Consider the following 25,832-nt stretch of genomic DNA (forward strand, 5'->3'; position numbering starts at 1 on the left):
AGTGCTGAAAGCATCTAAGCATGAAGCCCCCCTCAAGATGAGATTTCCCATAGCGTAAGCTAGTAAGATCCCTGAAAGATGATCAGGTTGATAGGTTCGAGGTGGAAGCATGGTGACATGTGGAGCTGACGAATACTAATAGATCGAGGACTTAACCATATAATATGTAGCAAATGTTATTTAGTTTTGAAAGAATATAAAAAACTTGTTGACTTTCGAGGTCAAATGAGTTAAAATGATTCTTGTCTTAAATGAATACAGTCTGGTAATGATGGCAGAGAGGTCACACCCGTTCCCATACCGAACACGGAAGTTAAGCTCTCTAGCGCCGATGGTAGTTGGGACCTTGTCCCTGTGAGAGTAGGACGTTGCCAGGCAAAATGGAGGATTAGCTCAGCTGGGAGAGCACCTGCCTTACAAGCAGGGGGTCGGCGGTTCGATCCCGTCATCCTCCACCATATATGTCGGAGGGGTAGCGAAGTGGCTAAACGCGGCGGACTGTAAATCCGCTCCTTCGGGTTCGGCAGTTCGAATCTGCCCCCCTCCACCATTCTTAATTAATGGGCTATAGCCAAGCGGTAAGGCAACGGACTTTGACTCCGTCATGCGCTGGTTCGAATCCAGCTAGCCCAGCCATTAAGAGCCATTAGCTCAGTTGGTAGAGCATCTGACTTTTAATCAGAGGGTCGAAGGTTCGAGTCCTTCATGGCTCACCATTTTAATGAAATATGCGGGTGTGGCGGAATTGGCAGACGCACTAGACTTAGGATCTAGCGCCTTTGGCGTGGGGGTTCGACTCCCTTCACCCGCACTTTTAATAAAATAACTCATACATGTCTTGCGGAAGTAGTTCAGTGGTAGAATACAACCTTGCCAAGGTTGGGGTCGCGGGTTCGAATCCCGTCTTCCGCTCCAATTTTCAATATGACATGCCGGGGTGGCGGAACAGGCAGACGCACAGGACTTAAAATCCTGCGGTGGGTGACCACCGTGCGGGTTCGACCCCCGCCCTCGGCACCATATGCGCCCGTAGCTCAATTGGATAGAGCGTTTGACTACGGATCAAGAGGTTAGGGGTTCGACTCCTCTCGGGCGCGCTTTTATTAACGGGAAGTGGCTCAGCTTGGTAGAGCACCTGGTTTGGGACCAGGGGGTCGCAGGTTCAAATCCTGTCTTCCCGATATTCCCAAAAAACATGGGGCCTTAGCTCAGCTGGGAGAGCGCCTGCCTTGCACGCAGGAGGTCAGCGGTTCGATCCCGCTAGGCTCCACTTTATTTAATATATGTCTCGGAGGTATACCCAAGTTCGGCTGAAGGGATCGGTCTTGAAAACCGACAGGCGGTGAGAATCGCGCGGGGGTTCGAATCCCTCTACCTCCTCCATTTTTTCTTTAATGGCTTAGACATATAATAATAAAATATTTATTTTTTCCTTCATGGAGGTATACCCAAGTTCGGCTGAAGGGATCGGTCTTGAAAACCGACAGGCGGCGAGAGTCGCGCGGGGGTTCGAATCCCTCTACCTCCTCCATTTTTAAAACTTTATATTGTCGCGGGGTGGAGCAGCACGGTAGCTCGTCGGGCTCATAACCCGAAGGTCGCAGGTTCAAATCCTGTCCCCGCAACCAAATGGTCCCGTGGTGTAGTGGTTAACATGCCTGCCTGTCACGCAGGAGATCGCCGGTTCGACCCCGGTCGGGACCGCCATTTATGTTGGCTCGGTAGCTCAGTCGGTAGAGCAGAGGACTGAAAATCCTCGTGTCGGCGGTTCGATTCCGTCCCGAGCCACCATTTTTTTTATGCCGGCTTAGCTCAATTGGTAGAGCAACTGACTTGTAATCAGTAGGTTGGGGGTTCAAGTCCTCTAGCCGGCATCATTTAGGGGCATAGTTTAAAGGTAGAACTGAGGTCTCCAAAACCTCCAGTGTGGGTTCGATTCCTACTGCCCCTGTAAAGTATATGGGCCTATAGCTCAGCTGGTTAGAGCGCACGCCTGATAAGCGTGAGGTCGATGGTTCGAGTCCATTTAGGCCCACCATATATTATTCCGCAGTAGCTCAGTGGTAGAGCTATCGGCTGTTAACCGATCGGTCGTAGGTTCGAGTCCTACCTGCGGAGCCATGGCCCGTTGGTCAAGTGGTTAAGACACCGCCCTTTCACGGCGGTAACACGGGTTCGAATCCCGTACGGGTCATACCAAAAAGAGTCAGCATTATGCTGGCTCTTTTTTATTTTGTTAATCCTTTTTATTACGTTACTTTCCAGAAATAAATAAAGGAATTTTGGAAAAGCTATGGTATGTATAAAAAGGAGGAAATCATAATGACACGAGTGAGAGACTTAATGAGTACCCATATTGTACATTGTACACCGCTAGACAATGTATATGAGGCAGCTGTAAAAATGAAGGAAGAATCGATTGGATTAATTCCTGTTGTTGAAAATGAGCAAGTTGTTGGGCTTGTTACTGATCGTGATTTAGTCGTTCGAGGGATTGCTGAAAAACATCCTGGATCTAATAAGATTACAAATGTAATGACAACAAATATTATCTCAGTTTCTCCAAATGATTCTATTGAAAAAGCTACAGAGCTAATGGCACAGCATCAAATTAGACGATTACCAGTAGTTGATAGTGGTCAACTTATTGGCATGTTAGCACTAGGAGATTTAGCTATAAGGGAATCAGCAGATGATCAAGCTGGATTTGCCTTGAGCGAAATCTCAGAGCGTACAGAGTAAATTGAAACTTTCATTAACCGAGAGTTTAATGGTCACTCATAAAGAGCTAAATTATATATAAATTTCAGATACATTATTCTAGTATATATGGATTAAACTAATATGTTAGCGTGATGTATCTGAGACATTATATAATAAGTATGTGGTTAATAATTTCGACATTTTTTAAAATTTGTTATTCTTAATTTTTAATAAGAGAAAAGATGATATACTGATAGATATAAGCATTATGAGAGATTTTGAATATAACAATATTAATTTTTAGTGGTGCGATAATAAATTAATATTTCCTACATAGATGAAAAGGGAAGGGGAATTATATGAAGGCTGTACAGGGCGATCCAAATTGGAATTTGGTTACAGATACATATATAGAACCAAATAATTTCGCTGAATTATTTTCTTTGCTTGTACCTTGTCACCCAAAAGGTGAGGGGAAAGAACGAACTATATTAGTATGGAAAGAGAAAGAATTTTATAAAGAAGAAAATTTAGCGGCATTTATCGTATATGGCATGAATAAAGCAAAGAAATTACCGCAGTTTCATAAAGATGAAATTCCAACTTTAGTGCGTATTCTTCGCTTATGCCAAGAGATTGGTTGGTATGAAGAGGCAAATGATTTTATGATAGCGCAAGGATTAGCTGAGTTTGTTCATACTTCATTGGAATATGAAACATGGGATCTTTTGACGCAATCAGTTGCTTTAAATTATTTAATTATTAAATATCGTATAGGTGAATTGACAGATAGGGATATTGAAATTTGGGATAGAGTTAAATTTAATGAGAAGTGTATAACCGATTGTAAACATTTATTATCTCATAAAGAAGTATTGGAATTTACATTCTTTTATATGTGCAAGAGAGCGAAATCATTATCAAAAGAGCAATTAAATAGTGATATGATGAGTTTAGCAATGTATTGTAATACTTTTGTATATGATTTGTATACACATGATTTATTACGGAAATATCGTAAGTGTACAGATTTCCTATCATATTATGGACCTAGTCAGGCAGTTTTAGCATGTCAAAGAGCTGTATTATCTCAAATTTCCGATCGCTTAGACCCATTAAAGACAACGCATGTAGATGATTATTTATATGTGATGAAAGAAATGATGGAGCATATGACGATAGGAGTAATGGATCGATATGGTCATTTTATTGGAAAGCTACTATCTTATGTGCCATTTTTCGAAATGATACAAGTTCCACAGCATGCATATTATTGTGAAGAATTACTGTATATTTGTAAGGGCATTGAATATAAAGAAGAAACACTACGCAATTATATATTTATACAATTACATGATTGTTTACCATCATTTTTTAGGCTATTTCTTAAAAATAAGCGTTACGCAACGATTCATGATATTCTTTTCTATTGGTGCGATGACGAACAACGAATGAGCTTAGAGAAAAAATATAATCTAAGCTTTATTTATGAAAAATATGCTTGTGGATAAACAATATTTTCGATATGAAAAATTAATATAAATTAAAAAGGATCTCCAGTTTATGTGAGATCCTTTTTTGTTAGTAAAACAAGGAGAAAGTGATTAAGACAAGAAACAACATTCCATATAGGAGAAGTTGTGCAGTATAACTTCCTTGTATACCAAAAAAAGTATTGGCTTTCTTATACAAATGCAATATGTATTTTATTGGAGCATCTTTGAAAGATTGGTACACAGTGTCTCCTCTTTCTAAGCTTCTTGTTCTTGTTTTTGGTTATAAGGGACATTAATATATCTAGCTACAAATAATAAAACAGCCATAAAGAATACTGGAAATACAGTAGATAAATAAAAGCCATTACTAATTATATTTGTTATGAGAGCACTCAAAAGAAAAATAGCATTATAAATATGGGCAATTTTTTGTTTTAGTTGCACTTGAAATGATTCCATCATAATTTCTAATGCAACAAAAGCAATAATAATAGATAAAAATACAATGTTTGTATTGTAAATGATTAAACAACAGATTAAACCTAAAAAGGCTACGTATTCAATTATAAGAGGTATATTGCGTGGCATACAATTTACCTAACTAAATATGGCAGTGGATTTACTGCATTTGTTTTTTCAAAATTCCATTCTCCATTATGTAATTCAAAATGAAGATGTTGCCCGTATGAATGACCTGTGTTTCCCATATGACCTATTAATTGTCCAGTCTGTACTTGATCACCAGCTTGTACAGTGCGATCCTTCATATGAGCATAAACAGTTGTATATAATTTCCCATTGATTTGATGCGCAATGAAAACAACATTGCCATAGCTAGCTGAATAATAAGATTTCACAACTTTACCTGCAGCAGCAGCTTGGATAGAGACGTTTCCTGGAGCGGCAATATCTATACCATAATGCATTTGTTCCCAGCGTATATCAAAGGTTGAGCTAATTCTTCCTTGAGCGGGGAATTTGAAAGCAGCTGGAATTGATGAAGGCTGATCTGTTTTAGCTTGTGGTTGATTTTGTACTACATAGTGTTTTGCTACATATCCGTATCCTGTGCCAAAACGAATTTTATACCAAGTACCTACAGTTTCTACTACTTGTACTTGAGTACCGTTTTGTAATGAACCGAGTAGAGCGCTACTTGTACTAGCTGTGCTACGTACATTTAGATTAGGTGTTGCAACAGTATATTTTGTATTATTTTGAACGGTGATTCCTTTTACTAAGGGTTGTGAACCATTAGAGATGAATGCTTTTTGTACGTAACCTGTTTGGCCATTATGTGATATTTTATACCATTCGCCTTGATCTTCTTGAACGGTAATAAACTTACCATTTGGTAATACATCTAAAATGGAAGATTCTAAATTAGGTTCAGAGCGAACGTTTAATGCATTAGCATTAACGATGTATTGATCATTAGATTGAAGTTTGTTTTTTAGTAAAATAGCATCTTTTTGTACATAACCTACTTTATTATGAACAGATACTTTATACCAACCATTAGTTGTTTCAATGATGTTCACTTTTGTATTAAAGCGAATTGTATCAATTGATGTGCTTTTTACGTTATCTTCTGTATGTAATGCTACTTGATCGACTTTGACATACCCAGTTTTAATATTAGATAATTGTTCAGCGTTTGCTTTTTGTACATTTGTTTCACCCATAGAAGGAAGTAAAGAAGCAATCGCTACAGTAGTTGCTGTTAAAGCAGTAGCTTTCATATTCATGGAATAGAGACCTCCTCTAGTTGTATAGTTGTAATTTTATTATAGTATAAAGATATAATATAGTGGGGGTATTCACATAAATGTAATATGAAATCAATATAAAAATAAATTTTTTGAGGATAATGATTCCTTTTTATACAATTAATTGGGGTTTTATTTTCTAAAATAGAATGTATGTATTGTATAATTTTGATATTATGTTGGCAATTAAGAAAATTAAAAAAGTTGATGATGTCTTATTAGGGTGTTATACTGACAGTGATAATTTTATAGTTTGCTAGGAGAGCTGGTGTTGCCAGCTGAGAGTAGGCCGTAAGCCTTTGATCCTTTTTATTACCTGATCTAGATTATGCTAGCGTAGGGAAGCAATTCGGACACTAACAATGAGTCCCCGTTTCTTTGCGTATAGAAACGGGGCTTTTTTATTTGAAAATTTCATATTGAAACCACTAGGGGTGCTTGACTTGCTGAGAGAGGAATAATCCTTAACCCTTACAACACCTGATCTAGGTAATACTAGCGAAGGGAAGTGGAACATCGAATAAATGTATAACTTTATTTGCTGTAACCACTTCTTATATATAGAAGTGGTTTTTTATTTAGATACATATATTGAAAGGGGATAGAGAAATGAAATTTTGCGATAGATTATTAGAAACTGTGCAACCGGTTTGGGAGATGAGTCATAATCATCCGTTTGTAGTGGGTATGGGAGATGGCACGTTAGAAAAAGATAAATTCCAGTATTATATTATTCAAGATTATTTATATCTGCTAGATTATGCAAAGTTATATGCGATTGGTGTTGTAAAAGCAACGAATCCACAAGTAATGGGAAAGTTCGCTGAACAAATTGATGGAATATTAAATGGCGAAATGACAATCCATAAACAATATGCAAAAAGACTTGGAATTTCTATAGAGGAGATAGAGTCTGCGAAACCATCTGCTAAAAATTTAGCTTATACAAATTACATGATGTCTGTATCTCAAAATGGCACACTTGCGGAATTAATAGCAGCGCTTCTTCCATGTATGTGGAGCTATTGGGAAATTGGAAAGCGTTTAAATGATATTCCTGGAGCAAGAGATCATGAGTTTTTTGGTGAGTGGATTCAAGGATATAGTTCGGAAGAATACGGTAATCTTTGTATTTGGTTAATAGATTTATTAAATGAAATGGCAGTTGGAAAGTCTGAGAAAGAACTAGAAAGATTAGAGGAGATCTTCTTATATTCCAGTCGATTTGAATATTTATTCTGGGATATGTCCTATCGTAAGGAGATGTGGGGATTTGAGGAGCAAGAACATACTACAGTTTCATAATGTTTCTTTTCATTACGATGAGAAACCAATCATCCATGAATTAAATGCTTCTATATATGAGAAAGAGTTTGTCAGTATTATCGGACCGAGTGGATGTGGAAAAAGTACTTTATTTCGCCTTATTACAGGTCTAGAAAAGGTAAGTACTGGACAGATAGAACTGACAGAAACAAAGAACCATCCTGTAGGATATATGCCGCAAAAAGATATGCTTTTGCCGTGGAGAACAATTATTGAGAATGCTGCCCTGCCGCTAGAGTGCCAAGGTGTACAGAAGAAAGAAGCAGAAGTAAAGGCAAAGGAACTGTTACATAAATTTGGTTTGCAAGGGTATGAGCAAAAATATCCGAAAGATTTATCTGGTGGGATGAGACAACGTGTATCTTTTATTCGAACTTTATTAACAGGCGGGGAGATATTGCTGTTAGATGAACCATTTAGTGCGTTGGATGCTTTAACGAAGACCTCTTTGCAAGAATGGTTGTTTGAACAATGGCAAGAGTGGGAAAAAACAATTTTATTCATTACTCATGATGTTGAAGAAGCGTTATTTCTTTCAAACAGAGTTTTAGTAGTGGAACAGCAGCCGATAACGACTTTGACTGAGCGGACTGTACCGCTTGATCATAACAGAACACGAAAAGATTTATATAAACCGGAAGTATTAGCGCTGAAAGATGAGCTTCTTAGTATGTTACAAAGGCAGGTACTTGTGTGATGAACCGATTGAAAGAATTAGTTCCTGCTATTACACTTTCTAGTATTTTACTAGCTGTGTGGGAAATAGGAGCAAGAATTGTAGATGAGATGTACATTTTACCGTCACCGTCTGCGATTGTAATGAAGATATGGAAACTAAAAGACATATTATTTACAGTTCATTTACCTGCAACGTTATACGTCGTTTTAATAGGTGTTGTTATCTCTAGCGTATTAGGTGTAGGGCTAGCGATGTTAATGAATGCGAGTACATGGATGGAAAGAGCATTTTATCCATTATTAGTTGCTTCACAAACGATTCCAATTACTGCGCTTGCTCCGCTATTTGTTTTATGGTTTGGATATACAATTTGGAGTAAGGTTGTTGTCACAGTTTTAATTACGTTTTTCCCAATTGCGGTCAATACGTATGATGGACTGCGTAGTACGAAAAAAGAATGGGAGGAGCTCTTAGTTACATATGGAGCAACAAAAAGAGATATTTTTCTTAAATTAAAGTTGCCGTCTGCTCTTCCTTATTTTTTCTCAGCTTTAAAAATTGCAGTTCCGCTTAGTGTTATCGGAGCAGCAATTGGAGAATGGCTCGGTGCACAAGCTGGGCTTGGATATTTCAGTAAGAGAATGATGACGCAGTTAGATGGAGCTGGCGTATTTGCACCTATTGTATTGTTATCATTATTAGCTATTTTCTTCGTCGTAATTATTTCCATATTAGAAAAGAAATTCATTAGTTGGAGGAAGCATTCATGAAATTTTTAAAACGCATCTTTGTGTTTACATTATTAATTGCAATAATTGCAGGATGTTCGAGTAATTCAGCATCAGACAAAAGTAAAAAAGAGAAAGAAATAACAGTCATGTTAGATTGGTATCCAAATGCGGTACATAGCTTTATCTATGCAGCAATTGAAAAAGGATACTTTAAAGAAGAAGGTGTAAAGGTAAATATTAAATTCCCTTCTAATCCGACTGATCCATTAACGCTAGCAGCAGCAGGGAAGGTGACAGTTGGCTTGTATTATCAGCCAGATGTTGTTATGGCGAGAGCGAATGAGCAAATTCCAGTGAAATCAATTGGGGCTGTCGTACGTTCACCATTAAATCATGTTGTATCACTGAAATCAGCGGGCATTCAATCACCGAAAGATTTAGAAGGAAAAACAGTAGGATACTCTGGAACACCATTAAGTGAGATGTATTTAAAAACGATGGTAAAAGAAGCTGGTGGTAATCCTAATACAGTGAAAGTAGTAGATGTTGGCTTTGATTTAGTACCAGCATTAATTACGAAGAAAGTAGATGCGGTAACAGGGGCATACATTAACCATGAAGTACCTGTTATGCGTCATGAAGGCCATGAACCAGCGTACTTTAATCCAGCTGATTACGGAGTACCAAACTATCATGAGCTTGTGTTTGTAACAGGTGATAAAACGTTGAAAAAAGATAAAGAGGCGTTGCAAGCTTTCTTACGTGGTACGAAAAAAGGCTATGATTTCATGAAGAAAAACCCAGATGAAGCATTGAATATTTTATTAAATCATCAAGAAAAAGAAAACTTCCCACTTGTGCCAGAAGTTGAAAAGGAAAGTATGAAAATTTTATTAGAGAAGATGGAAACGAAAGATGAGCCATTCTTATCAGATTCAAAAGAATCTTGGGAGAAACAAAATAAGTGGCTGAAGGACAAAGGAATGACGAATGAAACCGTCCCAGCCGATGAATTATTCGAAAATATTTTAAAGTAGGCGAATGAATATGAAAAATGAGCTCCACGTAATCTCAAATGGCCATATGCCATTCGAAGAGTTAGTGAATGTAGCGATGCAAATTGAGAGTGAGATTGATTATTTGCATATTCGTGAGCGTGAGAAGAGTACGAAGGAATTATATGAAGGTGTGGAAAGTCTATTAATGGAGGGCTTTCCAGCTTCTAAAATTGTCATAAACGATCGAATTGATATTGCAATTTTATTAAATATTCCTCGTGTTCAACTAGGATATCGAAGTACAGATGTAAAGTCAGTGAAAGAAAAGTTTTCGTATTTGCATGTCGGTTATTCTGTGCATTCGCTAGATGAAGCAATAGTAGCTTTTAAAAATGGAGCGGATTCACTCGTTTATGGCCATGTATTTCCGACAGATTGTAAAAAAGGTGTGCCAGCGAGAGGGCTTGAAGAAATTTCAGACATTGCAAGGTGTTTATCTATACCGATTACAGCAATTGGAGGAATTACCCCAGAAAACACAGTGGATGTTCTTACTAACGGTGTAAGCGGTATAGCAGTTATGTCTGGAATTGTAAGTAGTAGTAACCCGTATAGCAAAGCGAAATCTTATAAGGAATCAATAAGAAAGTGGGCGGAAAAACATGTGTGAGAAGTATGATGTAGCGATTATTGGTGGTGGTGTAATTGGTAGTTCAGTTGCACATTTTCTAGCAGAAAGAGGACATAAAGTAGCGATTGTGGAGAAGCAAAGTATTGCATCGGAAGCTTCAAAAGCAGCTGCTGGTTTACTTGGTGTTCAGGCAGAATGGGATGCGTATGATCCTCTATTTGAACTTGCTAGAGAAAGCCGAGCTATATTTCCACAACTTGCAGCAGTTTTACGTGAAAAGACGGGTGTTGATATTGGATATGAAGAAAAAGGAATTTATCGTATTGCTCAAAATGAAGATGAGAAGGAAAGAATTCTTCACATTATGGATTGGCAGCAGAAAACAGGTGAAGATTCTTATTTTCTAACGGGAGACCATGTGCGGGAAAAAGAGCCATATCTATCCGAATCTATTATAGGAGCAGTATATTATCCGAAAGACGGTCATGTTATTGCACCAGAGCTTACGAAAGCATTCGCACATTCTGCAGCGATTTCCGGTGCTGATATATATGAACAGACAGAAGTATTTGATATCCGTATTGAAAATAATAAAGTGACTGGAGTTATTACAAGTGAAGGTATTGTCACATGTGAGAAAGTCGTTATTGCAGGAGGTTCATGGAGCACGAAGTTACTCAGTTATTTTCACCGCGATTGGGGTACATATCCAGTTAAAGGAGAAGTGGTTGCGGTAAGAAGTAGAAAACAACTTTTAAAAGCACCTATTTTTCAAGAAAGATTTTACATTACTCCAAAGCGCGGTGGACGTTACGTAATTGGGGCAACAATGAAGCCACATACGTTCAATAAAACTGTGCAGCCAGAAAGTATAACTTCTATATTAGAGCGTGCTTATACAATATTGCCAGCTTTAAAAGAAGCAGAATGGGAAAGCACGTGGGCAGGATTAAGACCACAATCGAATCATGAAGCTCCTTATATGGGAGAGCATGAAGAAATAAAAGGTTTATATACTTGCACGGGCCATTATCGAAACGGTATTTTATTAAGTCCTATTTCTGGCCAATATATGGCTGATTTAATAGAAGGAAAGCAAGAGAATCATTTGCTAGATTCATTGCTTTCTAGAAGAGTTTAGAAAGGGGATGGAAGTTTGAATTTAAAAATTAATGGTAACCAAATTGAAGTGCCAGCGAGTGTAAAAACAGTAGCTGAGCTACTTACACATTTAGAGCTAGATAACAGAATTGTTGTAGTAGAGCGTAATAAAGATATTTTACAAAAAGATGATCATACAGATACATCTGTTTTTGATGGAGACCAAATTGAGATTGTAACTTTCGTAGGAGGCGGTTGATTATGTTAAACATTGGACCATTTTCATTTCATTCTAGACTTTTATTAGGAACAGGTAAATTCCCTGATTTTGACGTACAGCAAAAGGCAATTGACGTTTCTGAAGCTGAAATTTTAACGTTTGCAGTACGTCGTATGGATATCTTTGATGCAAAGCAACCTAATTTATTAGAGAAACTTGATGTGAAAAAATATACGTTATTACCAAATACAGCAGGAGCAAAAAACGCTGAAGAGGCTGTTCGTATTGCAAAATTAGCAAAAGCTTCTGGGCTTTGTGACATGATAAAGGTAGAAGTTATTGGTGATGATAGAACGTTATTACCTGATCCGGTAGAAACATTAAAGGCATCTGAAATGTTACTGGAAGAAGGATTTATCGTACTTCCGTATACATCTGATGATGTTGTATTAGCACGTAAATTACAAGAGCTTGGCGTGCATGCGATTATGCCAGGAGCATCTCCAATCGGATCAGGACTTGGTATTGTAAATCCATTAAATTTGAGCTTCATTATTGAACAAGCGACAGTACCAGTTATCGTTGATGCCGGTATTGGTAGCCCAGCTGATGCGGCATTTGCAATGGAATTAGGAGCAGATGGCGTGTTATTAAATACAGCTGTATCAGGAGCAAAAGATCCTATTAAAATGGCACAAGCAATGAAATTAAGTATTGAAGCAGGCCGTTTAGGATTTGAAGCAGGTCGCATTGCACGTAAGCGTTGTGCAACTGCAAGTAGTCCTTTAGAAGGAATGAGCGTAGTTGAATAATCGATATTCTCGCCAAGAACTATTTTCTCCAATTGGAGAAGAAGGACAGCAAAAGATAAGAGAAAAGCATGTGCTTATTATCGGTGCAGGTGCATTAGGTAGTGCAAATGCAGAGATGTTTGTAAGAGCAGGTGTTGGCAAGATAACAATTGTTGACCGTGATTATGTAGATTGGAGTAATTTACAAAGACAACAATTGTATGCAGAGAGCGACGTAAAGAATAATCTTCCAAAAGCTATAGCGGCTAAAAAACGTTTAGAAGAGATTAATAGTGATGTAACAATAGAAGCTCTCGTTCAAGATGTAACAGCTGAAGAGCTAGAAGAACTTGTTATAAATGTTGATGTAATTATTGATGCGACTGATAATTTCGAAACGCGCTTTATTGTAAATGATATATCACAAAAATATTCTATTCCATGGATTTACGGTGCATGTGTAGGTAGTTACGGTCTTTCTTACACAATCCTTCCTAGTAAAACACCATGTTTATCATGTTTATTACAGTCGATTCCGCTTGGCGGGGCAACATGTGATACAGCGGGTATTATATCACCTGCTGTATCTCTTGTCGTTTCTCATCAAGTAACAGAAGCTCTTAAACTGTTAGTAGAAGATTACGAATCACTTCGAGATGGGCTTGTATCGTTTGATATGTGGAAGAATGAGTATTCATGTATGAATGTGCAAAAACTTCGCCAGCATAATTGTCCTTCATGCGGAGAGAATGCATTATATCCGTATTTAAATAAAGAAAACACATCAAAAACAGCAGTTTTATGCGGGCGAAATACAGTTCAAATTAGACCACCTCATAAAGATGAAATGAATTTTGAACAATATAAAGAGTTGTTGGAAGGTCGTGTAAATGATTTAAATATAAATCCATATTTACTATCATTTTCTGTTGAAGACAAGAGGTTAGTAGCCTTTAAAGATGGCCGTGTGCTCGTACATGGAACGAAAGATATAAGCGAAGCAAAAACAATTTATCATCGCTATTTTGGATAGAAAAGGATGAGTGGGATGAAAGTGAATAAAGCTTTAACAATTGCAGGGTCTGATAGCGGCGGCGGTGCTGGAATTCAGGCAGATTTAAAAACATTCCAAGAGCTTGGTGTATACGGAATGACGGCTATTACGGCAATTACTGCTCAAAACACGCTTGGCGTTCAAGGGGTATATCCTGTTCCATTAGAAGGTATTACAGAACAGCTGAATTCAATTGGTACGGATGTAACACCAGATGCAGTGAAACTAGGAATGTTATTTAGTAGTGAAATAATTCAAATTGTTGCAGAACAAATTAAAAAGTTTGGCTGGAATAATATTGTGCTAGATCCCGTTATGATTGCAAAAGGCGGTGCATCATTATTACAGCAAGAAGCAGTTCAAGCATTAAAAGAATATTTATTACCAGTAGCAACTGTTATAACACCGAATGTCCCAGAAGCAGAAGTGTTAACTGGGGTGGAGATTCATAATGTTGAAGATAGTAAGGAAGCTGCAAAAGTATTGCACAAATTAGGTGCTAAATATGTGCTTATGAAGGGCGGACATGCAGAATATCAAGGGAATGAAGTAATTGATTTCCTCTTTGATGGAGAAGAATTTATTGAGTTTAGAAGCGAGCGAATTCCTTCAAAGCAAACGCATGGAAGTGGGTGTACATTTGCTTCAGCGGTTACAGCAGGACTTGCGAAAGGATACTCAATTGAAGATGCTGTTCAAGAAGCAAAACGATTTATTAGTATAGCAATTGAAGAGCCATTGAATATTGGTAGTGGTCATGGACCGACGAATCATTTTGCGTATAAAGTGAATAGAACGCGTGTATAGATAAGTGAAAAGCCAGTTTTATAACTGGCTTTTTTTCTGTTTACTTTTTCAAAATACAGGAGTAATATATCAGCCAGAATACATTTTTTTGTAAACGCTGAGTCCAATTATATGGAGCGGAGGAACCAATTTGTGCAGTGTCACTAGGGGTGAATCTTTCAAGTTTGAAAGTAGGGCTACTCTCAAAGTCCGAATCCGACAGCTAACTTCGTAAGCGTCTTGAGAGAGGACGGTGCCATGATGGATACATCACTTCATCGATCTGATTAGTATAGGGGAATATCAATCTATGTTTGATTTCTTTTATACTAAGGAGGATGAGGTACATGGAACTAACACTTATTTGTGTTGGAGAAGAAAGTAAGGTAAATAGTTTAAGAGATTTAGTATCATTTCAACATGAGTTAATTATTTTTACAGCAAATGAAGAGATAGCGGCTGAAGTTAGGAATTGTGGGTTTGATTGGACTTATAGCTGCAGTAAGGAGCAGGACTTTACTAGTATTTGTGAGTGTATTAAGAAGGTGATTTTACTAGGGGATGAGCTTCCAATCGTTAGTTTTTTCACAGAACACATTCGCTTTTCTTTTCAAGCACCTATTACTGTTGTTACAAGGAATAAACGATATCCAGCGAGGCTCTATGAAACAATTGGAGCTAAGTTTGTCGTGTTTACAAATTGTGATAATATTTCTTTTTTATTTTTTGAATAGGGCGGGGGAAGAAATGATGAAGGTACTATTACTTGGAGATATAGCAAATCGTTGGGCAGTATCGGTAGAGCGAGTTCAAGAATTGGTTCAGATCGATCCCCTTTTTCCAGGGCCGTATATTATATTACCATCAAAAGATGCTTTGTATTTAGAGGTAGATATTACCGAGTATGAGCAGCTACATGCAGAATTGACACAAGTTTATATTCGCGGGAGAAATTTACGTGCATTTTTACGAGGAGAATAAAGGTTGAATAAAAAAGAGCGAATGCTGAGTGCAACAAGCTATGCACTTCATGTCATTCGCTTTTTTTATTTCATATTTAAAAGGTCATTTTTAAGAAAAGAAAAGAGAAATAAAGAAAATAGATGAAATAACAGTAATAATCTTCAATATAAGCGTTTAAATGAATGTAAATATTATTATTTTCAGTAATTTACCCCTTTACAAGTGAAATATAGAGGAGTATATTTACTCTCATAAATCATTCATAAAATTTCCAAAAAAACCTAAAATCGCTGAGTTCCAGAAATGGAGCGGGGGAACCAATTTTGTGCATCGTCACTTGGGGTGAATCTTTCAGTTTTGAAAGTAGGGCTACTCTTTAGGCCCGAATCCGACAGCTAACCTCGTAAGCGTTTAGAGAGGAGGTTTACTTTTTGTTGTTCATTTTTTGAACACTGAGTAGAGCTCAGTGTTCTTTATTAATATTTAAATGGTAAATTTTAACAAAAAGAGAGGGATAGTTATGTTAGATGTTGTAATGGTCGGGATTTTTATTTTATTAGTTGCATCGATGGCAAGTCTTGCAAGTTGGTCAGATAAAGTTGTGAAAGAAGGAAAGCAATCATGATGATTGTCTTATCGGTTATTGTCGCAGCAATTACAGTGTATTTAGTGTATGCATTATTAAATCCAGAGAAGTTTTAATTAGGGGGAATCATTCATTATGATTTGGGTTGCAGTCATTATTACAATGCTCTTGTTTATTTTAGTAGCAAAGCCAACGGGGATTTATTTAGAAAAAGCTTTTCAAGGTAGCAAAACGTTAGATAAAGTATTCGGGCCTTTTGAAAAACTTATTTTTAAAATTACGGGTGTAAAAGCATACAATCAAACGTGGAAACAGTACGCATTATCATTAGTTTTATTAAATGGATTTATGATCGTTGTCGTATACTTCATTTTCAGATTACAAGGTGTGCTGCCGCTAAATCCAGCACATATTGAAGGGATGGAGCCTACGCTCGCTTTTAATACAGCGATTAGTTTTATGGCTGATACAAATTTACAGCATTATAGCGGTGAAAATGGTTTATCCTATTTATCACAATTAATCGGGATTACATTTTTAATGTTTGCGGCACCAGCAACGACATTAGCGCTCGTTATGGCTTTTATAAGAGGACTTGCTGGAAAAGAACTTGGTAACTTTTTCGTTGATTTTACGAGAGCGTTAACGAGAGTGTTTCTTCCTATTGCATTTATTGCGGCACTAGTTTTTGTCGCACTTGGCGTACCACAAACGTTAGATGGGGCGGTTACAGCACAAACGATTGAAGGTGCAAAGCAAAGTATTTTACGTGGACCTGTTGCATCATTCGTTTCCATTAAGGAACTTGGAAATAACGGCGGTGGATTTTTCGGAGCAAATTCTACGCATCCTTTCGAAAATCCAGGACAAATGAGTAATATTTTGCAAATGATGCTTATGATGTTATTACCAACAGCACTTCCATTTACGTACGGACGAATGGTCGGAAATAAAAAACAAGGCCGCATCCTTTTCGTGTCACTATTTATGGTATTTTTACTAGGGTTTATAACGATTACGACATCTGAACTAAACGGGAACCCGGCATTAAATGGAATGGGTATCGAACATGTACAAGGAAGTACAGAAGGGAAAGAAGTACGATTTGGAACAGTATTTTCTTCACTATACGCAACGGTAACGACAGCTGCTGAAACAGGCGCTGTTAATACGATGCATGATACGTTAACACCAATTGGCGGTTTAGTTCCGCTTGTAAATATGATGTTAAATACTGTGTATGGCGGCGTTGGAGCAGGTTTTGTAAACATTATTATGTATGCAATTATCGCGGTGTTTATATCTGGGTTAATGGTTGGACGGACACCAGAGTTTTTAGGTAAAAAGATTGAAGGTAAGGAAATGAAATTAATCGCGGTCACGATTTTATTTCATCCATTGCTCATTTTAGGATTTTCGGCATTAGCTCTTTCAACAAATTTAGGGACGGATGCTATTTCTCATTCCGGTTTCCACGGTTTGACGCAAGTGGTATATGAATATACATCGTCAGCTGCGAATAACGGATCTGGATTTGAAGGATTAGGAGATAATACACCGTTTTGGAATATTACGACTGGTTTAGTTATGTTTTTAGGACGTTACTTCAGTTTAATTACGATGCTAGCTGTGGCAGCTTCATTGAAAGAAAAAACGGTAGTGCCAGAAACAGTCGGAACGTTCCGTACAGATAATAGTTTATTTGGTGGCATCTTCATCGGAACAATTGTAATTGTCGGTGCATTAACATTCTTCCCGATGTTAGTACTCGGTCCAATTGCAGAATTTCTTACATTGAAGTAATGGAGGGTAAATGATGAGACCGGTAGTAGTAAAAGAAAAACAATTAAATGAGTCACAAATACATGCTGTAGAAGATGAAGTTAGACAAGCGAAAACGATGGATCGTGATATCGTAACACATGCGATGAAGCAATCCGTTGCGAAATTGAATCCGAAAGTCATGATAAAGAATCCGATTATGTTCGTTGTGGAAATTGGATTTATCATTACGTTCATTTTATCTTTTCTTCCAAGTAGTTCTAGTAGTATACCAGGATGGTTTAATATAACAGTTTCTCTCATTCTATTATTTACAGTTTTATTTGCGAATTTTGCAGAAGCATTAGCAGAAGGTCGTGGTAAAGCGCAAGCCGATTCTTTAAAGCAGTCGAAGAAAGATGTGTTTGCAAATGTAGTAAAAGAAAATGGAGACATTGTCCAAGTTTCAGCAACTGATCTTAGAAAAGGTGACGTTGTTATCGTAAAACAAGGAGAAATGATTCCAAGTGATGGTGAAGTAATCAAAGGATTAGCATCTGTAGATGAATCTGCAATTACAGGTGAATCAGCTCCTGTTATAAAAGAAGCAGGCGGTGATTTTTGTTCCGTAACAGGTGGAACGATGGTCGTAAGTGATGAAATTACAATTGTCATTACGAGTAATCCTGGTGAATCATTTATCGATAAAATGATTTCTTTAGTAGAAGGAGCTGCTCGTCAAAAAACGCCGAATGAGATTGCTTTAAATACAGTATTAACGAGCTTAACTCTTATTTTCTTAATCGTCGTTGTGACGTTGCCGATTTTTACAAATTATTTAGGTTTTCAAATTGATACTGCTGTACTTGTAGCGTTGTTAGTATGTTTAATTCCAACGACAATTGGTGGTTTGCTATCAGCGATTGGTATTGCGGGGATGGATCGGGTGACAAAATTTAACGTGCTAGCGATGTCAGGGAAAGCAGTAGAAGCTGCGGGCGATATTAATACAATTATTTTAGATAAAACAGGTACAATTACTTTTGGGAACCGAATGGCTCATACATTATTGCCTGTAGGAAATGAAACGATTGAGCAAGTTGGAAAGTGGGCCGCTATTAGTTCTGTTTTAGATGAAACACCAGAAGGTCGATCTGTTATCGAGTATGTGCAGGGAAAATCTATATCATATAATAGAGAACTTGCAGAACAAGGTGAGTTTGTTCCGTTTAAAGCAGAAACGAGAATGAGTGGTGTTGATTTACAAGACGGAACAAAAGTGAGAAAAGGTGCTGTAGGTGCCGTTATTGAATGGGTTGAGTCACAAGGCGGAACAATTCCGAAAGATGTAAATCAAAAAGCAGACTTAATTTCAAAAGAGGGCGGAACACCACTTGTAGTTGCAGTAGATAATCGTATTTACGGTTTAATTTATTTAAAGGATACAGTAAAACCGGGTATGCGTGAGCGTTTTGAACAGTTACGCCAAATGGGGATTAAAACGGTTATGTGTACAGGTGATAATCCGTTAACAGCAGCAACCATTGCAAAAGAAGCTGGAGTAGATGAATTCGTTGCCGAGTGTAAACCGGAAGATAAAATTGCTGTCATTAAAGCAGAGCAAGATAAAGGGAAACTTGTAGCGATGACAGGTGATGGTACAAATGATGCTCCAGCATTAGCACAGGCGGACGTTGGATTAGCGATGAACAGTGGTACGACAGCAGCGAAAGAAGCGGCAAACATGATTGATCTAGACTCGAATCCAACGAAAATTATTGAGGTTGTAGGAATCGGTAAGCAATTGTTAATGACGCGAGGTGCTTTAACGACGTTTAGTATTGCAAATGATATAGCAAAATATTTTGCAATCATTCCAGCAATGTTTACACTTGCGATTCCGCAAATGGAGGCATTGAACATTATGAAATTAACATCACCACTGTCAGCGATTTTATCAGCATTAATATTTAACGCTGTTATTATTCCATTACTCATTCCGTTAGCGATGAAAGGTATTGCATATAAACCGATGAGTTCTAATGCATTGCTTAGCCGAAACTTACTTATTTATGGGCTTGGCGGAGTTATCGTTCCGTTCATTGGAATTAAAGTAATTGATATAATTGTCGGCTTGTTCATATAAGGAAGAGGGGGAAAAGATGGAGAAGAAACAAAGTATACTATCACCAATTATCCGTATTACTTTTACATTTCTAGTGTTGTGCGGACTTGTATACCCGCTTATTGTTACTGGTATTGCACAAGCCGTGATGAAGGATAATGCGGATGGAAGTCTAATATATAATGATAAAAATGAAGTGATTGGTTCTAAATTAATCGGGCAAAACTTCACGGATCCACGTTATTTTCAAGGGCGTGTTTCTAGTATTGAATATAAGGCTGAAGCATCTGGTTCAAATAACTATGCACCATCTAATCCAGATTTAGAGAAACGAGTAGAGAAAAGTATTGAAGAGTGGAAGAAACAAAATCCGAGCGTTCCAGTTACAGAAGTACCGATTGATTTAGTGACAAATTCAGGTTCAGGGCTTGATCCTGATATTAGTCCGAAGGCAGCTTCTGTGCAGGTGGATCGCATATCGAAATTAACGAATATTCCGAAAGAAAAACTTAATCAATTGATTAAAGATCAAACAGAAGGTGCTGCGCTTGGTTTATTTGGAGAGACCCGCGTAAACGTCTTAAAGCTAAATTTGGCATTACAGGAATTAATGAAATAGTAACAGTGCTACCTCAATCTAACGGATTGAGGTAGCGTTGTTTCGAATGAAAGGTAGTGTTTATTTTGTATGCAGATGATTATGAACCGAAGTTTCAAAGGCGAACGCCAGAGGAATATTTAGAATATATTCGTCAGCAAAATCGCGGAAAGTTAAAGTTATATGTAGGAGCAGCTCCAGGCGTAGGAAAAAGTTATAAAATGCTCTTTGATGCAAGGGAAATGAAAAAAGATGGAATTGATATTGTAATTGGTTTAATTGAAACGCATGGAAGAAAAGAGACGGCAGAAGCAATTGCTGATTTAGAAAAAGTTCCTTTGAAAGAAATACAGTATAAAGGAAAGGTATTTTATGAGCTTGATGTGGAAGGAATAAAAAAACGCGCGCCGCAAGTAGTCGTAGTGGATGAACTTGCGCATAGTAATGTTCCTGGTTCTAAGCATAAAAAACGTTATATGGATGTGCAGGAATTGTTAGAGGCTGGTATATCGGTATTATCAGCTTTTAATATTCAACATTTAGAAAGTGTTCATGATATTGTAGCTCAAATTACGAATGTAAAAGTAAGAGAACGAATTCCAGATTTTATTTTACAAAAAGCAAATGAAATTCAGCTCCTTGATGCAACACCGGAAGTACTTCGGAAGAGGTTAATAGACGGAAAGATATATAAAGAAGAAAAAATTCAGCAAAGCTTACAAAATTTCTTTACGCTTAATAATTTAGGAGCACTTAGGGAATTATCGCTTCGTGAAGTCGCTGACGATATGGACGAAAAGATTAGTCAAACAGTGATAGAACCAATCGGAGTGAAAGAAAAAATTCTCGTTTGTGTACAATACAGTTCAACAGCGGAGAAATTAATAAGACGGGGATGGCGCATGGCTGATCGGTTAAACGCTGAATTGTACGTATTAAACGTTGAGAGGGAAAATATAGATTCTATTTCAGCTGGAAAAAAGCAGACGATTGAAGAGTGGAAGTTGCTAACGAATCAATTTGATGCAAGTTTTGTATTAGAAGAAGCAAAGGGAAGAAAGCCAGCAGATGTTATTATTGAAGTGGCAAAAAGATTACAGGTGACGCAAATTTTACTTGGACAATCGGCTAGAACAAGGTGGGAAGAAATACGAAAAGGCTCTATTGTAAATGAAATTATGAGACAAACAAAGTATATTGATATTCATATTGTTGCGGATCAAAGAGGATAAATAGAGCCGACCTTTTTGGGGGCTCTATTTTGCTTTTTGTACAGAATGAAAACTTAGCATTTTCATTGTATATAAGATTACAAGTAAAAACATAATTGCGCCTAGGAAGAAAATCCAAAAGTAATTTTGGTTAAATAAAAGAAATCCACCTATAAGTGGCCCTGTGCCCATACCAAGATAGCGGATGAAGTTGTACATACCGATAGCTGTTGCGCGTTCTTGTACGAATTCTTCTGTTAATAAAGTAGTGTGAGTTGGCATAGAAAGTCCCATACTAAAACCGTACAAAGATGTAACGATAATAATGAATGGGATATTGATGCTATATGTGAAAGAGAATAAAACGACACATATAATATTGAAGAAACTCGTAATAAATAAAGCTTGCTTTGTTGGACATTGGTACAAACATAAGACCAATTTTATTTACAGTTAAATGAAATGAATTTGTTAAAATACTCGGTAAAAAAACGAGAAAGCAAAAGTAAATACAAAATTGAATGAAGCCAATAAGAGTAATAGAAAATCCAGTTTTATTTTTTAAGATAAGAGAGTAATTCTTTTGTGCTTTAGATTGTTTAATTATATTTGGCCTTGTTTCTGGGAGTAGTGAAATGTTTATAATTAATAAGATAATGCCAAGTGTAGATAAAAAGAGAAATACAGATAAGTGACCATTTATACTGCCAAGATAACCACCTATGAGAGGAGCCATTGCAGGTGCGAGGGCAAGTAACATTTGGTATAGGCTCATCGCTTCTCCGCGTTCTTTTCCTTCAAATAAATCGCCGATAATCGTTGCTGAAACTACAGGTATAGCCGCTATTCCTATAGCTTGAACAGCTCTAAAAAAGAGAAATAAATAAATGTTTGCCGAAAAAGCACATCCGATTGAACCAATTGTACTAATGACTAAACTAGGGATAAGGACAGATTTTCTCCCTTTTGTATCAATTAAAGGTCCATATACGAGCTGCATAATTGCAAGAACGAATGTGAAAAGTGAAACTGTTACATTTACAAGATAAAGAGAAGTGTGAAAAGAATTTTGAATCATCGGTAAGATAGGTGTGTAAATATTTTGAGCGAAGGAACCGAGTAAGGCACTAATACAGACAACATATAAAATGAAAGTTAGTTTAGATTTTTTCATCTTGTTAACCTCCTTGTAATTTAGTTTCCTTGGAAACTAAATTTATTTTAACATGATTTTCTTACTTGTAAAGATGAAAAAATGGTTTTAAAATGGTATATAGTTAAATTGTTTCTTTGGAAACTTAGGAGGCGAACGGATTGAAGCATGCAACGAAGCAAATGGAAATACTGTCGGACATTCGTACACTTTTGCATAAAAAAGAAGAACATTTAAAACGACAAAATGAGAAGTTTCTTCGTGAGACAGGCGTAAGTAGTATGTCTTTATCTGAGTTACATGTAATCGAATGTATCGGAAAAAATGGTTTGATGAATGTAACGGCAATTACGACAGAAATGGGCATGACGAAGGGAGCAATCTCTAAAATTTGTACAAAGTTGTTTCAAAAACAATTCGTTGAGAAGATGCAAATGTTAGATAATCAAAAAGAAATCTTCTTCAGCTTAACGGAGAGTGGGAATGAAATATATAAAGCTCATGAAAAATTGCATAAGCAAGCTGAAGAAAAGTGGTTGTTACTTTTAGATGGATATACGAAAGAAGAGCAAGACTTTATTCAAAGGTTTATAAAGGATGTCTCCGGTCATTTGGAAATATAATTGGAAGAAAAAACTCCTTTTTCTCAAGTCTTTTAAATATAATTTCTGAAAGAACTCATATATAATAGAAAAAGATACTTAACATGGTGAATAATTAAAGAGTCAATATATATAGAGGAGAGAGTAACATGCTTGAAAATACGGGGTTAGTATTAGAAGGCGGCGGTATGCGTGGTGTATACACGGGCGGGATATTAGAATACTTTATGGAACAAGATTTATATTTTCCATATGTAATCGGTGTATCAGCTGGTGCTTGTCATGCAGCGTCGTATCTTTCCAGACAAAGAAATAGAAATAAAACGGTCAATATTGATTATGCATCACATCCGAAATATTTATCGTATAAAAACTTATGGAGAAAACGTCAGCTATTTGATATGGATTTCATTTTCCACGAAATCCCAGAAAAGCATGTGCCGTTTGATTTTGAAACATACTTTAATAGCCCGGAACGTTTCCTTGTAGGAACGACGGATTGTGAAACAGGGCAATCAGTTTATTTTGAAAAAGAAGGCACGAATGATGATGCGCTAAATTTATTACAAGCGTCTAGTTCATTGCCTTTCATTGCACCAGTAGTAAATTATCGTGGCAAGCAACTGTTAGATGGCGGGATTTCTGATCCAATTCCAGTTCGTAAAGCACAGGAAGATGGATTTAAAAAATCAGTCGTAATTTTAACGAGAAATCATGGTTACGCAAAGAAAAAATCAAGATTTGGGTGGATTGCTGCGAAAGCTTATAAAAAATATCCGAACCTTGTGAACACGATGCTAAATCGTTATGAAGTGTATAATGAAACACTTCACTATATTGAAAAAGAAGAACAAGCTGGCAATTTATTTGTTATTCGTCCAGAAGTACCGCTTCAAGTAGATCGTATGGAAAAAGATACAGCAAAACTACAAAATCTATATGAGCAAGGCTATGAAGATGCAAAGAGACAGTTTGCAGATTTGCAGGCGTTCTTGCAAAAATAATAATTAGGCTGTGGAGATGGAGTTCTCTGCAGTCTTTTTATATTGCTTTTAAAAAAGGAAAATAGAACATCGAATTTCGATGCTCTACTTTTTATGTATAAAAAAATCCCTCTTTATGAGGGATTTTAATGTGGTAAGAATATCAATTGATAAGCAAACAAAATTCCAAATACATATACAAGTGGGTGAACAGCACGGAATTTACCTTTTGCCACTTTCATAAGTGGGTATGAAATAAATCCAAGTGCGATACCTGTTGCGATACTTGATGTAAGTGGCATGCTTAAGATTACTAAGAATGCTGGGAATGCTTCATCAAATGCGTCCCAATCGATGTGGCGAACTGAACCCATCATAAGACTACCAACGATAATTAATGAGGGTGCAGTAATAGCTGATACACCAGAAACAGCACTTACTAATGGGCCGAAGAATGCTGCTAGTGCGAATAGAACCGCTACTGTAACAGTTGTTAAACCAGTACGACCACCAGCTGCAACACCAGCAGATGATTCAATGTAAGCTGTTGATGGTGTCGTTCCGAACATAGAACCAATAGTTGCTGAGAATGAGTCAGATAGAAGAGCTCGTCCTGCTTTTGGAAGCTTTCCGTCTTTCATAAATCCACCTTGTTGTGCAACGCCAAGTAATGTACCTGTTGTATCGAATAGTGTAACAAGGAAGAATGAGAATACAACGCCGTATAATCCGTAGTTAATTACGTCAGATACAGCAGTAATTGGATTTGAAACGATAATTCCTTCTGGTAAACCAGGCATTGATGTAACACCGTTTGAGAATGATAATTGTCCCGTGAAGAAAGCGATAATACCAGTTAATAGCATCCCGATAAATAGTGCGCCATTTACATTTAAAGACATAAGGACAATTGTAATTCCAAGTCCAGCTAATGCTAGTAGTACTGGAGCAGAGTGAAGATCACCAAGTCCAACTAAGTTTGCATCATTTTTTGTAACGATACCTGTTAAACGTAAACCGATAAAGGCGATAAATAGCCCGATACCAGCAGTAATTGCATGTTTTAAGTTTTCAGGAATTGCTTCCATTAATTTTGTACGGAAAGATGTAAATGATAGCAAAATTAAAATCATACCTGCTACGAATACAGCAGAGAATGCAATTGCGAAAGTCATGCCTTCATGCGCTTTTACAACAGAGTAAGAGAAGTAAGCATTTAATCCCATACCTGGCGCGATTGCGATTGGTAAGTTTGTAAAGATTGCCATAAATAATGTTCCGACAACAGCAGCGATAATTGTTGCTGTAAATGCTTGTTCAAATGGAACACCTGCATCTCCAAGGATAACAGGGTTTACGACAATGATATATGCCATTGTTAAGAAGGTAATAATACCTGCCATAATTTCAGTTTTAATAGAAGTTTTATGTTTTGAAAGGTTAAACATATAAACATCCTTTCTGTTTACGAATAATTTTCACAACAGTTATATATAATATTCGTTTTTTATCTATTTTGCAATAGTTTTGCATAAAAAGTTTATAACAATTCATATTTTGTGTCT

At 37.0% G+C, this 25,832-nt stretch carries 25 protein-coding genes, 20 tRNA genes, 2 rRNA genes, 1 pseudogene and 4 riboswitches (1 of these 52 only partly in view); of the genes and pseudogenes, 44 read left to right on the forward strand and 4 right to left on the reverse strand.

Features of this window, described 5'->3' with window-relative positions:
* The 24 genes from AC3WVZ_RS01835 to AC3WVZ_RS01950 all read left to right on the forward strand — a co-directional run.
* A 23S ribosomal RNA gene (locus AC3WVZ_RS01835) occupies positions 1-159 on the forward strand (it extends 2,763 nt beyond the left edge of the window).
* Between the two features lie 102 nt (positions 160-261).
* Positions 262-377, forward strand: a 5S ribosomal RNA gene (gene rrf / locus AC3WVZ_RS01840).
* A gap of 5 nt (positions 378-382) precedes the next feature.
* Positions 383-458, forward strand: a tRNA-Val gene (locus AC3WVZ_RS01845).
* Between the two features lie 8 nt (positions 459-466).
* A tRNA-Tyr gene (locus tag AC3WVZ_RS01850) sits at positions 467-550 on the forward strand.
* 11 nt (positions 551-561) lie between these two features.
* Positions 562-636 (forward strand) — tRNA-Gln (locus AC3WVZ_RS01855).
* Positions 637-640: 4 nt separating this feature from the next.
* Positions 641-716 (forward strand) — tRNA-Lys (locus tag AC3WVZ_RS01860).
* A gap of 14 nt (positions 717-730) precedes the next feature.
* Positions 731-811: transfer RNA gene (locus tag AC3WVZ_RS01865), tRNA-Leu, on the forward strand.
* Between the two features lie 29 nt (positions 812-840).
* Positions 841-915: transfer RNA gene (locus AC3WVZ_RS01870), tRNA-Gly, on the forward strand.
* Between the two features lie 16 nt (positions 916-931).
* Positions 932-1,020, forward strand: a tRNA-Leu gene (locus AC3WVZ_RS01875).
* A 3-nt stretch (positions 1,021-1,023) separates the two neighbouring features.
* Positions 1,024-1,097: transfer RNA gene (locus AC3WVZ_RS01880), tRNA-Arg, on the forward strand.
* Positions 1,098-1,107: 10 nt separating this feature from the next.
* Positions 1,108-1,181: transfer RNA gene (locus tag AC3WVZ_RS01885), tRNA-Pro, on the forward strand.
* A gap of 16 nt (positions 1,182-1,197) precedes the next feature.
* Positions 1,198-1,270: transfer RNA gene (locus tag AC3WVZ_RS01890), tRNA-Ala, on the forward strand.
* 20 nt (positions 1,271-1,290) lie between these two features.
* Positions 1,291-1,383, forward strand: a tRNA-Ser gene (locus AC3WVZ_RS01895).
* A 55-nt stretch (positions 1,384-1,438) separates the two neighbouring features.
* Positions 1,439-1,531, forward strand: a tRNA-Ser gene (locus AC3WVZ_RS01900).
* A gap of 20 nt (positions 1,532-1,551) precedes the next feature.
* Positions 1,552-1,628 (forward strand) — tRNA-Met (locus AC3WVZ_RS01905).
* 3 nt (positions 1,629-1,631) lie between these two features.
* A tRNA-Asp gene (locus AC3WVZ_RS01910) sits at positions 1,632-1,707 on the forward strand.
* Between the two features lie 8 nt (positions 1,708-1,715).
* Positions 1,716-1,791 (forward strand) — tRNA-Phe (locus AC3WVZ_RS01915).
* 10 nt (positions 1,792-1,801) lie between these two features.
* Positions 1,802-1,874 (forward strand) — tRNA-Thr (locus AC3WVZ_RS01920).
* Positions 1,875-1,880: 6 nt separating this feature from the next.
* Positions 1,881-1,951, forward strand: a tRNA-Trp gene (locus tag AC3WVZ_RS01925).
* A gap of 10 nt (positions 1,952-1,961) precedes the next feature.
* A tRNA-Ile gene (locus AC3WVZ_RS01930) sits at positions 1,962-2,038 on the forward strand.
* Between the two features lie 8 nt (positions 2,039-2,046).
* Positions 2,047-2,121, forward strand: a tRNA-Asn gene (locus AC3WVZ_RS01935).
* Position 2,122: 1 nt separating this feature from the next.
* Positions 2,123-2,194, forward strand: a tRNA-Glu gene (locus AC3WVZ_RS01940).
* Between the two features lie 128 nt (positions 2,195-2,322).
* Positions 2,323-2,742 carry a CBS domain-containing protein gene (locus tag AC3WVZ_RS01945; protein ID WP_000199006.1) on the forward strand — a complete coding sequence of 140 codons (420 nt, stop codon included), beginning with the start codon at positions 2,323-2,325 and terminating at the stop codon, positions 2,740-2,742.
* Positions 2,743-3,062: 320 nt separating this feature from the next.
* On the forward strand, positions 3,063-4,214 hold the full coding sequence (locus AC3WVZ_RS01950) for a DUF3965 domain-containing protein (RefSeq protein WP_000648912.1): 1,152 nt from the start codon (positions 3,063-3,065) through the stop codon (positions 4,212-4,214).
* 240 nt (positions 4,215-4,454) lie between these two features.
* Here the strand turns inward: AC3WVZ_RS01950 and AC3WVZ_RS01955 are convergent, their stop codons facing one another.
* The gene (locus AC3WVZ_RS01955) at positions 4,455-4,787 is read right to left on the reverse strand and encodes a hypothetical protein (RefSeq protein WP_098508793.1); all 333 of its coding nucleotides are present in this window, start codon (positions 4,785-4,787) and stop codon (positions 4,455-4,457) included.
* Between the two features lie 5 nt (positions 4,788-4,792).
* Complete coding sequence (locus AC3WVZ_RS01960) at positions 4,793-5,947, reverse strand: SH3 domain-containing protein (protein WP_001056030.1); 1,155 nt, start codon at positions 5,945-5,947, stop codon at positions 4,793-4,795.
* 269 nt (positions 5,948-6,216) lie between these two features.
* Positions 6,217-6,328: riboswitch (TPP riboswitch) on the forward strand.
* Positions 6,329-6,388: 60 nt separating this feature from the next.
* A riboswitch (TPP riboswitch) is annotated at positions 6,389-6,492 on the forward strand.
* An 85-nt stretch (positions 6,493-6,577) separates the two neighbouring features.
* Here AC3WVZ_RS01960 and tenA point away from each other — a divergent pair.
* From tenA to kdpDN, 18 genes are all read left to right on the forward strand, one after another.
* A complete protein-coding gene (tenA, locus tag AC3WVZ_RS01965) occupies positions 6,578-7,273 on the forward strand; it encodes a thiaminase II (protein WP_000666827.1) in 696 nt (231 codons plus the stop codon).
* Positions 7,242-7,991 carry an ABC transporter ATP-binding protein gene (locus tag AC3WVZ_RS01970; RefSeq protein WP_001256799.1) on the forward strand — a complete coding sequence of 250 codons (750 nt, stop codon included), beginning with the start codon at positions 7,242-7,244 and terminating at the stop codon, positions 7,989-7,991. Before tenA ends, AC3WVZ_RS01970 begins: the two co-directional genes overlap by 32 nt.
* Entirely contained in the window at positions 7,991-8,743 is a 753-nt protein-coding gene (locus AC3WVZ_RS01975) for an ABC transporter permease (protein ID WP_233936547.1), read from the forward strand. The genes AC3WVZ_RS01970 and AC3WVZ_RS01975 overlap by 1 nt, the downstream gene beginning before the upstream one ends.
* A complete protein-coding gene (locus tag AC3WVZ_RS01980; protein ID WP_065212398.1) occupies positions 8,740-9,741 on the forward strand; it encodes an ABC transporter substrate-binding protein in 1,002 nt (333 codons plus the stop codon). The genes AC3WVZ_RS01975 and AC3WVZ_RS01980 overlap by 4 nt, the downstream gene beginning before the upstream one ends.
* Before the next feature lie 10 nt (positions 9,742-9,751).
* On the forward strand, positions 9,752-10,372 hold the full coding sequence (tenI, locus tag AC3WVZ_RS01985; RefSeq protein ID WP_000787170.1) for a thiazole tautomerase TenI: 621 nt from the start codon (positions 9,752-9,754) through the stop codon (positions 10,370-10,372).
* Complete coding sequence (gene thiO / locus AC3WVZ_RS01990) at positions 10,365-11,474, forward strand: glycine oxidase ThiO (protein WP_065212397.1); 1,110 nt, start codon at positions 10,365-10,367, stop codon at positions 11,472-11,474. The genes tenI and thiO overlap by 8 nt, the downstream gene beginning before the upstream one ends.
* A 15-nt stretch (positions 11,475-11,489) precedes the next feature.
* On the forward strand, positions 11,490-11,693 hold the full coding sequence (gene thiS, locus AC3WVZ_RS01995) for a sulfur carrier protein ThiS (protein WP_001049502.1): 204 nt from the start codon (positions 11,490-11,492) through the stop codon (positions 11,691-11,693).
* A gap of 2 nt (positions 11,694-11,695) precedes the next feature.
* A complete protein-coding gene (gene thiG / locus AC3WVZ_RS02000) occupies positions 11,696-12,466 on the forward strand; it encodes a thiazole synthase (RefSeq protein WP_000931981.1) in 771 nt (256 codons plus the stop codon).
* Positions 12,459-13,478, forward strand: a complete 1,020-nt coding sequence (thiF, locus tag AC3WVZ_RS02005; RefSeq protein WP_001065417.1) for a thiazole biosynthesis adenylyltransferase ThiF — start codon at positions 12,459-12,461, stop codon at positions 13,476-13,478. The genes thiG and thiF overlap by 8 nt, the downstream gene beginning before the upstream one ends.
* Before the next feature lie 15 nt (positions 13,479-13,493).
* Positions 13,494-14,306, forward strand: coding sequence for a bifunctional hydroxymethylpyrimidine kinase/phosphomethylpyrimidine kinase (gene thiD / locus AC3WVZ_RS02010; protein WP_000867388.1), 813 nt, complete (start codon positions 13,494-13,496; stop codon positions 14,304-14,306).
* Positions 14,307-14,391: 85 nt separating this feature from the next.
* A riboswitch (cyclic di-AMP (ydaO/yuaA leader) is annotated at positions 14,392-14,539 on the forward strand.
* Positions 14,540-14,632: 93 nt separating this feature from the next.
* Positions 14,633-15,019 carry a hypothetical protein gene (locus tag AC3WVZ_RS02015; RefSeq protein WP_000424090.1) on the forward strand — a complete coding sequence of 129 codons (387 nt, stop codon included), beginning with the start codon at positions 14,633-14,635 and terminating at the stop codon, positions 15,017-15,019.
* Positions 15,020-15,032: 13 nt separating this feature from the next.
* Positions 15,033-15,266, forward strand: coding sequence for a hypothetical protein (locus AC3WVZ_RS02020; RefSeq protein WP_001985933.1), 234 nt, complete (start codon positions 15,033-15,035; stop codon positions 15,264-15,266).
* Between the two features lie 260 nt (positions 15,267-15,526).
* Positions 15,527-15,672, forward strand: a riboswitch (cyclic di-AMP (ydaO/yuaA leader).
* Positions 15,673-15,768: 96 nt separating this feature from the next.
* A complete protein-coding gene (locus AC3WVZ_RS02025) occupies positions 15,769-15,873 on the forward strand; it encodes a SipW-dependent-type signal peptide-containing protein (RefSeq protein ID WP_000887894.1) in 105 nt (34 codons plus the stop codon).
* Entirely contained in the window at positions 15,873-15,950 is a 78-nt protein-coding gene (gene kdpF / locus AC3WVZ_RS02030; RefSeq protein ID WP_223153441.1) for a K(+)-transporting ATPase subunit F, read from the forward strand. The genes AC3WVZ_RS02025 and kdpF overlap by 1 nt, the downstream gene beginning before the upstream one ends.
* A 19-nt stretch (positions 15,951-15,969) precedes the next feature.
* Entirely contained in the window at positions 15,970-17,637 is a 1,668-nt protein-coding gene (gene kdpA, locus AC3WVZ_RS02035) for a potassium-transporting ATPase subunit KdpA (protein ID WP_000638330.1), read from the forward strand.
* Positions 17,638-17,650: 13 nt separating this feature from the next.
* Complete coding sequence (kdpB, locus tag AC3WVZ_RS02040) at positions 17,651-19,741, forward strand: potassium-transporting ATPase subunit KdpB (protein WP_001248003.1); 2,091 nt, start codon at positions 17,651-17,653, stop codon at positions 19,739-19,741.
* A 16-nt stretch (positions 19,742-19,757) separates the two neighbouring features.
* Positions 19,758-20,339 (forward strand): K(+)-transporting ATPase subunit C, encoded by a 582-nt coding sequence (gene kdpC / locus AC3WVZ_RS02045; protein ID WP_000412608.1) that lies wholly within the window; start codon positions 19,758-19,760, stop codon positions 20,337-20,339.
* 56 nt (positions 20,340-20,395) lie between these two features.
* The gene (gene kdpDN, locus AC3WVZ_RS02050; RefSeq protein WP_233935942.1) at positions 20,396-21,550 is read left to right on the forward strand and encodes a KdpD-like non-kinase potassium sensor; all 1,155 of its coding nucleotides are present in this window, start codon (positions 20,396-20,398) and stop codon (positions 21,548-21,550) included.
* Between the two features lie 24 nt (positions 21,551-21,574).
* Here kdpDN and AC3WVZ_RS02055 read toward each other — a convergent pair.
* Positions 21,575-22,703: pseudogene (locus tag AC3WVZ_RS02055) on the reverse strand (MFS transporter).
* A gap of 140 nt (positions 22,704-22,843) precedes the next feature.
* On the opposite strand from AC3WVZ_RS02055, the gene AC3WVZ_RS02060 reads away from it, so the two are divergent.
* Together AC3WVZ_RS02060 and AC3WVZ_RS02065 are read left to right on the forward strand one after the other, a co-directional pair.
* A complete protein-coding gene (locus AC3WVZ_RS02060) occupies positions 22,844-23,305 on the forward strand; it encodes a MarR family transcriptional regulator (RefSeq protein WP_000679681.1) in 462 nt (153 codons plus the stop codon).
* Positions 23,306-23,433: 128 nt separating this feature from the next.
* A complete protein-coding gene (locus AC3WVZ_RS02065) occupies positions 23,434-24,288 on the forward strand; it encodes a patatin-like phospholipase family protein (protein WP_000892679.1) in 855 nt (284 codons plus the stop codon).
* 125 nt (positions 24,289-24,413) lie between these two features.
* On the opposite strand, the gene AC3WVZ_RS02070 is transcribed toward AC3WVZ_RS02065, so the two are convergent.
* A complete protein-coding gene (locus AC3WVZ_RS02070) occupies positions 24,414-25,715 on the reverse strand; it encodes an NCS2 family permease (RefSeq protein WP_000482713.1) in 1,302 nt (433 codons plus the stop codon).
* Positions 25,716-25,832: the final 117 nt, after the last annotated feature.

Source organism: Bacillus sp. CPT56D-587-MTF, from assembly GCF_058792335.1.

Excerpts from the sequence above, each read along its gene's own strand:
- AC3WVZ_RS02015 (WP_000424090.1), top strand. The coding sequence starts at position 14,633 with ATGGAACTAACACTTATTTGTGTTGGAGAAGAAAGTAAGGTAAATAGT.
- AC3WVZ_RS02065 (WP_000892679.1), top strand. The coding sequence starts at position 23,434 with ATGCTTGAAAATACGGGGTTAGTATTAGAAGGCGGCGGTATGCGTGGT.
- AC3WVZ_RS01980 (WP_065212398.1), top strand. The coding sequence starts at position 8,740 with ATGAAATTTTTAAAACGCATCTTTGTGTTTACATTATTAATTGCAATA.
- AC3WVZ_RS02070 (WP_000482713.1), bottom strand. The coding sequence starts at position 25,715 with ATGTTTAACCTTTCAAAACATAAAACTTCTATTAAAACTGAAATTATG.
- AC3WVZ_RS02025 (WP_000887894.1), top strand. The coding sequence starts at position 15,769 with ATGTTAGATGTTGTAATGGTCGGGATTTTTATTTTATTAGTTGCATCG.
- AC3WVZ_RS01950 (WP_000648912.1), top strand. The coding sequence starts at position 3,063 with ATGAAGGCTGTACAGGGCGATCCAAATTGGAATTTGGTTACAGATACA.
- AC3WVZ_RS01945 (WP_000199006.1), top strand. The coding sequence starts at position 2,323 with ATGACACGAGTGAGAGACTTAATGAGTACCCATATTGTACATTGTACA.
- thiO (WP_065212397.1), top strand. The coding sequence starts at position 10,365 with ATGTGTGAGAAGTATGATGTAGCGATTATTGGTGGTGGTGTAATTGGT.
- AC3WVZ_RS01955 (WP_098508793.1), bottom strand. The coding sequence starts at position 4,787 with ATGCCACGCAATATACCTCTTATAATTGAATACGTAGCCTTTTTAGGT.
- thiD (WP_000867388.1), top strand. The coding sequence starts at position 13,494 with ATGAAAGTGAATAAAGCTTTAACAATTGCAGGGTCTGATAGCGGCGGC.
- AC3WVZ_RS01960 (WP_001056030.1), bottom strand. The coding sequence starts at position 5,947 with ATGAATATGAAAGCTACTGCTTTAACAGCAACTACTGTAGCGATTGCT.
- kdpA (WP_000638330.1), top strand. The coding sequence starts at position 15,970 with ATGATTTGGGTTGCAGTCATTATTACAATGCTCTTGTTTATTTTAGTA.
- kdpF (WP_223153441.1), top strand. The coding sequence starts at position 15,873 with ATGATTGTCTTATCGGTTATTGTCGCAGCAATTACAGTGTATTTAGTG.
- thiG (WP_000931981.1), top strand. The coding sequence starts at position 11,696 with ATGTTAAACATTGGACCATTTTCATTTCATTCTAGACTTTTATTAGGA.
- tenI (WP_000787170.1), top strand. The coding sequence starts at position 9,752 with ATGAAAAATGAGCTCCACGTAATCTCAAATGGCCATATGCCATTCGAA.
- AC3WVZ_RS01975 (WP_233936547.1), top strand. The coding sequence starts at position 7,991 with ATGAACCGATTGAAAGAATTAGTTCCTGCTATTACACTTTCTAGTATT.
- kdpB (WP_001248003.1), top strand. The coding sequence starts at position 17,651 with ATGAGACCGGTAGTAGTAAAAGAAAAACAATTAAATGAGTCACAAATA.
- tenA (WP_000666827.1), top strand. The coding sequence starts at position 6,578 with ATGAAATTTTGCGATAGATTATTAGAAACTGTGCAACCGGTTTGGGAG.
- AC3WVZ_RS02020 (WP_001985933.1), top strand. The coding sequence starts at position 15,033 with ATGATGAAGGTACTATTACTTGGAGATATAGCAAATCGTTGGGCAGTA.
- kdpC (WP_000412608.1), top strand. The coding sequence starts at position 19,758 with ATGGAGAAGAAACAAAGTATACTATCACCAATTATCCGTATTACTTTT.